This is a genomic window from Mesorhizobium sp. M7A.F.Ca.CA.002.04.1.1 (genome assembly GCF_004022805.1).
In the GTDB taxonomy this organism is placed as follows: domain Bacteria; phylum Pseudomonadota; class Alphaproteobacteria; order Rhizobiales; family Rhizobiaceae; genus Mesorhizobium; species Mesorhizobium ciceri.
This window is the reverse complement of record NZ_RZPL01000775.1, coordinates 1-2,536: the sequence shown is the minus strand read 5'-3', so window position 1 is coordinate 2,536 and position 2,536 is coordinate 1. Positions and strand designations below refer to the sequence as shown.

At 64.8% G+C, this 2,536-nt stretch carries 3 protein-coding genes and 1 pseudogene; all 4 read left to right on the top strand.

Annotation, left to right across the window (positions count from 1 at the left end):
• Positions 1–322: pseudogene (locus tag ENZ75_RS28280) on the top strand (ABC transporter permease); the annotation flags it as partial.
• Entirely contained in the window at positions 310–1,296 is a 987-nt protein-coding gene (locus ENZ75_RS28275; protein WP_013530293.1) for an ABC transporter permease, read from the top strand. The pseudogene ENZ75_RS28280 and the gene ENZ75_RS28275, both read left to right, overlap by 13 nt.
• Positions 1,297–1,307: 11 nt before the next feature.
• The gene (locus ENZ75_RS28270) at positions 1,308–2,321 is read left to right on the top strand and encodes a nucleoside hydrolase (RefSeq protein ID WP_082826727.1); all 1,014 of its coding nucleotides are present in this window, start codon (positions 1,308–1,310) and stop codon (positions 2,319–2,321) included.
• An 8-nt stretch (positions 2,322–2,329) separates the two neighbouring features.
• Positions 2,330–2,536: nucleoside hydrolase (locus ENZ75_RS28265; protein WP_206617118.1), on the top strand; the 207-nt coding region annotated here is incomplete at its 3' end.

The following is a 2,536-nucleotide window of genomic DNA, read 5'->3' as shown; positions in this document are numbered from 1 at the left end:
TTCGGGGGCCGTCGGCGGGCTGGCCGGCGGCGTCGAGACGCTCGGCGTCCACCACCGCTTCATGGAAGGATTTGCTCCCGGTTTCGGCTTCGACGGGCTGATCGCCGCCCTGCTCGCCAATGGCTCGCCGGTCGCCACCATCTTCACCGCACTGTTCTTCGGCGCCCTGCGCAACGGATCGCTGCTGCTTGAGGTCGATACCAGCGCGTCGCGCGAAATCATCACCGTGATCCAGGCGCTGATCATCCTCAGCGTGTCGGCCCAGGTGCTGGTGAGAAAGCGCGGCGACAGCCAGGCAGGGGAGCGGCGATGGAAATTCTAGACAAGCTCATCAACGTCGCGCTGATCGCGGCGACGCTTCGCACCACCGCGCCCATCCTTCTGGTCGCGCTTGGCGGCTCGTTCACCACCAAGGCCGGCATCTTCAACATCGGCCTCGAGGGGCAGATGCTGGTCGGCGCCTTCTTCGCCGTCCTTGGTTCGATCTGGACCGGTTCCGCACTGGCGGGCGTCGCCTGCGGCGTTGCGGCGGCGCTCGTCTTCGCCCTGGTTTTTGCTGTCCTGGTGGTGAGCTTCAAGGCCAATGAAGTTGTCGTCGGGCTGGCGCTCAACATCCTGGCCGGCGGCATGACGATCTCGCTGATGAAAGCGATCTTCGGCACGCGCGGTTCGATCGTCGGTCATGGCATCGTCGGCCTGCCGAAAGTCCAGCTGCCCGGCGCCCGCGACCTTCTCGGCTCCTGGGCGCCGCTGATCTCCGGCTTCACGCCGCTCGTCTATGCCGCCTTCATCGCCGTGCCGCTGCTGGTCGTCTGCTACAACAGGACGCGGCTCGGCCTCTATATCCGCGTCGTCGGCGAAAAGCCGGAAGCCGCCGAGGCGCTTGGCATCTCGATCACCCGCGTCCGCTACATCGCATCCCTGCTGTGCGGATTGCTGGCGGGCCTCGCCGGCGCGCATCTGTCCCTCGGCTACATCACCATGTTCACCGAAAACATGTCGTCGGGCCGTGGTTTCATGGCGGTGGCGATCCTGATCTTTTCCAACGGCGATCCGCTGAAGGTGCTGGCCGGCTGCCTGCTGTTCGGCTTCGCCGATGCCTTTTCGTTGCGCCTGCAGACGTTTGGCTATCCGTCCTACCTGGTTCTCACCGTCCCCTATGTCGTTGCGCTGATCGCATTGTTCGCGCTGTCCTACCGGGCGCGTCCAAGGATCATCGCGGAGACGCTGGAATCGATGCGGAAACTGCTGTCGGTAGACAGGAACACCGAACCCGGCGGCAAAAATCCCCAGTGAAGGAAGCCTTTATGGAACGCATAATCCTCGACGTGGATTCAGCCGGCGACGATATTCTCGCCGTGCTGTTTGCAGCGGTCAATCCCAAACTCCGGCTCGAGGGCGTGACCACCGTGACCGGTGCGGCCGGCCCGATCGAACAGGTCACCAACGTCGTCCTCAACACGCTGACGCTCGCCGGGCGTGACGATATCCCGGTTCACGCCGGCGCGTGGCGGCCGATCGTCGGCAACGCCAAGGCCGACATGGAGGCGCCGGTGCATTTCGAAAAACGGCTTGTCGCCCGCTTCGGCGATCGCCTGAAGAAGTTCAACCCGCCGGCGCCGACGCCGGTGCGGCAGGCCACGTCGGGACATGCGGTCGATTTCATCATCGAGACGGTCATGGCCAATCCGGGCGAGATCACGCTGGTGACGACCGGCCCGCTGACCAACGCGGCGATGGCGCTGTTGCAGGAGCCGCGATTGACCGGTGCACTCAAGCGGCTGATCGTGCTCGGTGGCAATTTCCAGACGCCGGGCAACATCACACCCCTGTCGGAATACAACATCTGGGCCGATCCGGAGGCTTCGCGCATCGTGCTCAACGCCGATGTCGAGAAGATCCTCGTCCCCCTCGACATCTGCGAGGACAACCGCGTCGCCGACTCGATGCTGACGCGCGACGACATCGCCGACATGCAGGCCGTCGCCAAGGACAATCCCGTCCTTGAGATGATCGCCGACAGCTTCCCGATCTACATCGACATCTGGCGCGAATTCTTCGACCTCGTCGGGTTCCCGATGGATGACGTGATCACCGTGGCGCTGGCTTTCGATCCCGGCCTGGCGACGATGACCGAGCCGCTGTTCGCCGACGTCGTGCTCGACGGCAGGCTGGCGCGCGGCCAGACCGTCGCCTATCGCGGCCGGCAATTGCTGCCCGGCGGCGGGCCCAAGACCACCCGCATCTGCACCGGCCTGGACGGCCGGCGTTTCCTCGACGGCTTCAAGAAAACCATAGCGCGCTACGAGCGGGCGGCGTGAAAGACGACATGATGACCAAGCCAACTCCTATCCTGTTCGACTGCGACCCCGGCCACGACGACGCCATCGCGCTGGTCATGGCGCATCGCTCGCCGGCCATCGAACTCATCGGCGTCACCACGACCTGCGGCAATGCGGAAGTCGAGAAGACGACCGCCAATGCCTTGCGCATCCTGGAGTATATCGGCGCCGGCGACGTGCCTGTCGCGCAGGGC

Excerpts from the sequence above, each read along its gene's own strand:
- ENZ75_RS28275 (WP_013530293.1), top strand. The coding sequence starts at position 310 with ATGGAAATTCTAGACAAGCTCATCAACGTCGCGCTGATCGCGGCGACG.
- ENZ75_RS28270 (WP_082826727.1), top strand. The coding sequence starts at position 1,308 with ATGGAACGCATAATCCTCGACGTGGATTCAGCCGGCGACGATATTCTC.